This is a genomic window from Terriglobales bacterium (assembly GCA_035487355.1).
Lineage (GTDB): Bacteria > Acidobacteriota > Terriglobia > Terriglobales > Acidobacteriaceae > QIAW01.
The window spans coordinates 1-4,016 of the sequence record DATHMF010000078.1; the positions used below are offsets into that span (position 1 = coordinate 1).

5 protein-coding genes are annotated in these 4,016 nt (G+C 56.6%); all 5 read right to left on the reverse strand.

Annotated features, from left to right (window positions below):
* Positions 1-172 precede the first annotated feature (172 nt).
* Complete coding sequence (locus VK738_14035) at positions 173-991, reverse strand: F0F1 ATP synthase subunit A (GenBank protein HTD23774.1); 819 nt, start codon at positions 989-991, stop codon at positions 173-175.
* A 30-nt stretch (positions 992-1,021) separates the two neighbouring features.
* The gene (locus VK738_14040; GenBank protein ID HTD23775.1) at positions 1,022-1,450 is read right to left on the reverse strand and encodes an ATP synthase subunit I; all 429 of its coding nucleotides are present in this window, start codon (positions 1,448-1,450) and stop codon (positions 1,022-1,024) included.
* Complete coding sequence (locus VK738_14045) at positions 1,431-1,718, reverse strand: AtpZ/AtpI family protein (GenBank protein ID HTD23776.1); 288 nt, start codon at positions 1,716-1,718, stop codon at positions 1,431-1,433. Before VK738_14045 ends, VK738_14040 begins: the two co-directional genes overlap by 20 nt.
* Positions 1,702-3,342, reverse strand: a complete 1,641-nt coding sequence (locus VK738_14050; GenBank protein HTD23777.1) for an NADH-quinone oxidoreductase subunit N — start codon at positions 3,340-3,342, stop codon at positions 1,702-1,704. Before VK738_14050 ends, VK738_14045 begins: the two co-directional genes overlap by 17 nt.
* A 5-nt stretch (positions 3,343-3,347) precedes the next feature.
* Positions 3,348-4,016: proton-conducting transporter membrane subunit (locus VK738_14055; protein ID HTD23778.1), on the reverse strand; the 669-nt coding region annotated here is incomplete at its 5' end.

A 4,016-nucleotide genomic window follows, 5' to 3' on the forward strand; every position in this document is an offset into this window, starting at 1 on the left:
CAATCAACAACATGCTCCACTTCTTCATTACTGCCTCCTTGTCGAGTCAGGGTTTGCAAGTACAAACCCTGAAACCCGATGAATTGCCGCCAGGAGGTGGTTCCCGGACACCGTGCAGCCGGGCTCACGCTGTATCGGCAAGTTGCCGGCGAACTTCTCCGGCAAATATCGATTAATGCTCTTCCGCCGTGGCCATCCCGAGATAGGAAGCGGGCAAAACGGTGAAAAGAATCGCCTGTACAAAAGCCACGAGCAGGTGAAGAGCGATAAATAGCAACGGAATCAGAGCCGGAAAGATGGCCACAAGGACTCCGGCCACCGGGGATTTCTCCCATGCTATTGTGGTTGCCTCTGTGAGCAGCCCCACGAACAGCACATAAATCATGTCACTCGCAAAAATGTTGGCATAGAGACGCACGGTGAGCGAGAGCAAGCGCGCCAATGTGCTGATGATTTCCACCGGCAAAATTAGCCAGGCAATCCACCATTCCGTCCCAGCAGCAAAATGTTTAGCGTAGCTGACCGCCCCCTGGTGGCGAATCCCCTGCCAATTGAAATAGAGAAAGGTGACGATGGCGCATGCCAGAGGCACGCTAACATTGCCGGTCGGCGCAGAAAACCAAGGAAATAGACTGAAGAGATTTGAAAACAGAACAAACAGACTGACGGTGCCAACGAGGTAGATGAAAGAACGCGCGTGATGGCCTGCGCTCTCATCAAGAATGTCCTGTATCCCCAGCCGCATGGGATTGGTAATCAAGAGTTCCGCGACCTGCTGCAGCGCTCCAGGCTTCTCGACGGAAAGGCGGGACTTGAGGATCAGCGCCAAAATGGTGGTCAAAACAAGCACCAATGCCCCCATGATAACGTGCTCGGGGATTGGGAGATCCGCGTTTTCAGGTCGGATGTGCAGCGCGTGAAGAATCGCCAACGCCATGGCACCGAGATAGTGGTTCACCAGGTGGGTGATCGGGCTGATATGCTCTTCCATCTCTTGCTCGCCCGTAACGGGCTCAACTCCTCACTCAACGGATTGAAAGATTTCCCACACACTTGCCGTGATTGTTGCGGCCGCAAAAGCGCACAACCCCAGCACGATGCTCACAAGTGGAACGTGTAGATAGCTAAAAATAACATACACCGCTAGACCTATCAAGACGTAGCGAAAGACCGCCGCAAGGTAACTTGCCACGGGGGCGCGACGATTTTCGGTACCGCTCTGCGGCACAGCGGCGGACGTAAACGCTTGCAATCCTCGCTTCAGCCAACGGAAATTCAGCCAGGCGAGTCCCGAGCCGAGGACGAGCCCCTCGGCCCACTCCCAGTCATGCATGAGGCCAGCAAGAAGGCCACTGAATATCCCAAAAACCGGAATCAGGTAGGTGATTCGGCGAACGGTTCTTTCCCCGACGGCGGGAGCAGTTGATGGTTCAGTTAGCGGGCCTGTCATTGTTACTGCCCGAATCCTTGGGCGCATACCTTCGAGAGATCTCAAGAATCCCGCCTGCAAATCCGAAGCCGCCAAGGACGATCATCAGCCAAGGAGAGGTATGCAGCCAATTATCGAGAAAATACCCAATAAGTCCACCGGCGGCGACCGCCCCCACGAAAGTGAAAGGTAACTCCATGGCCGTGGCAAGCTGGTTCGAAGTGGTCTGCGCTTTCTGAGACGCAGGTTTCGACGAATCGGAATCTTTCGGCTTATCGTCCGAAGGCATAGTGCGCAAGCTTGGTGAACGGCTCAGGATACAACCCTGCGGCGAGCGACACAAACACCGTCACACCCAGGGCGATGGCTTGCGCGCTGGTCATCACCGGGCGCGGCGCTTCGCCCGGCTGCTTGAGCCAGGCGTGCGCCACGATGCGGAAGTAGTAGTACAGAGCCGGCACGATGTAGAGCACCGCGAACAACGCCAGTAGCGGATGATGCGATTCGATCAGCGAGAGGAAGATGAAATACTTGCCCATGAAGCCGGCCGTCGGGGGGATTCCCGCAAGCGAAAGCATGAAGATCAGCAGCAGCACGGCGGCGGCGGGGCTCCGCTGGTACAGGCCATTCAAGTCGTCGAGCTCTTCCCCAATCAGCCCTTTTTGGCGCAGCACGATGACCACGGCAAATGCGCCGGCGGTCATGAACACATAGGCGAACAAATAGTATGCGATTCCAGTGGACGCGGTCTGCGTCAAAGTTCCCGTGCTCTCGTCCCAGGCAAGGAAGCCGAGCAGGATGTAGCCCACGTGCGAAATCGAGGAGTAGGCCAGCAGGCGCTTCACATTAGTCTGTGTCAGCGCTGCTAGGTTTCCCCAAGTGAGCGAGGCAATCGCCAGGCCGCCTATGAGGTAGATCCACGTCGTATGCGAAACCGCGAATACAACCAGCAGCAATCGGAGAAGCAAAGCGAAGCTTGCCGTCTTGGAAGCAATGCTGATGTATGCGGTGACCGGCGTCGGCGCGCCTTCGTAGACGTCTGGTGCCCATTGATGAAATGGCACCGCCGCTACTTTGAACAGCAGGCCCACCAGCACAAGCACGAACGCGAGAATGGGAAGCAGCTGAAGCGTGAACGGATCCAAGTGCAACGCCATGGGCATTCGCGCCGCGATGAGTTGCCGCATCTGCTCGCCGGCCACACCGGGCTGCTGGCTGCGCACGATGGCGCCAACCAGCTGATTGCGCTGGCCCAGCGCTGATCCGATAGAGCCTATGTTCGTCGAAGCGCTGAGGCCGTACAGTAGCGAGAATCCGTATGCCAGGATGCCGGAGCTGAAAGCGCCAAGGAGAACGTATTTCAGCGCGGCCTCGTTCGAACGCTTCTCGCGCCGCAAGAAACCGGTGAGGATGTAGAAGCTCAAAGCCATGGTTTCCAGCCCGAGGAACATCACAATCAGATCGATGCCCGAGGCCATCAGCATCATGCCGACACAAGCAAAGAGGAGCAGCGCGTAGTACTCCCCTTCCTGCTCTTTTTCGATCTCCAAGTATTTCACGGAGAGCAGGATGACCAGCGCGGTGGAGGCAAGAAAAAGGATGCCAAAGAAAAGCACGAATCCATCCACAACCGCTGTCTCGTGGAATCCGACGACCACCCCGCCGCCCGCTGCGATTCTTCCGCGCAAACTCCACAGCGAGAAACCAGCGAAGGCGGTGGCTACAAACGCCGCCTTGCCGTTAAAGTCCTTAAAGATCAGGCGAAAAAACCAATTTTCTTCTGCCGCTTCGTCGGCCGAAAACCCAATCATGAGAATACCAAGGCCGAAAAGAGTCAGCTCCATCTCCGGAAGGATGACAGCACCGTCTCCCCGGAGATAGCTGAGAACCGCGTCGATGAATGGGATGCTCATCCGGGCTATCTCGCCTCAAGCGCGACAGCTGGGATTTCTGGCGCGGGCAATTTTGCGCGCTCGGCTTTGTAAAAGTCCGGGTTCACCTGCTCGACGATTTTCTGCACCGGCTTTTCGATGAAGGCGAAGAACGGCTTGGGGTAAATACCGATCCAGAACGCCAGAAACACGAGCGGAATCAGCGTGGCATATTCGCGCAAATTCAAGTCCGGCAAATTCTCATTGGCAAACTGTGTCACCGGGCCGAACATGACGCGTTGATAGAGCCATAACAAATAGGCCGCGCCCAACACGACGCCCAGCGAGCCCCATGCGGCCCACGCCTTGCTCACTTGAAACGCGCCTTGCAGAATGGTGAACTCTCCGATGAAGCCGTTCAGCAGCGGCATTCCCAGTGAGCTCAAGCTGATGATGAGATAGATGGCCGCGAAATTCGGCATGGGCGTAGCCAGCCCGCCAAATTCGGAAATCAGCCGCGTGTGCCGCCGCTCATACAGCACGCCGACAATCAGGAACAGCGCGCCGGTGGAAATACCGTGATTGATCTGCTGCAGCACGCTGCCCGCGAGTCCGTTGGGCGTGAGCGCAAAAATTCCCAGCGTGCAGAAACCCAGGTGGCTCACTGAACTGTAAGCAATCAGCCGCTTCATATCTTTCTGCATCAGGCAGACGAT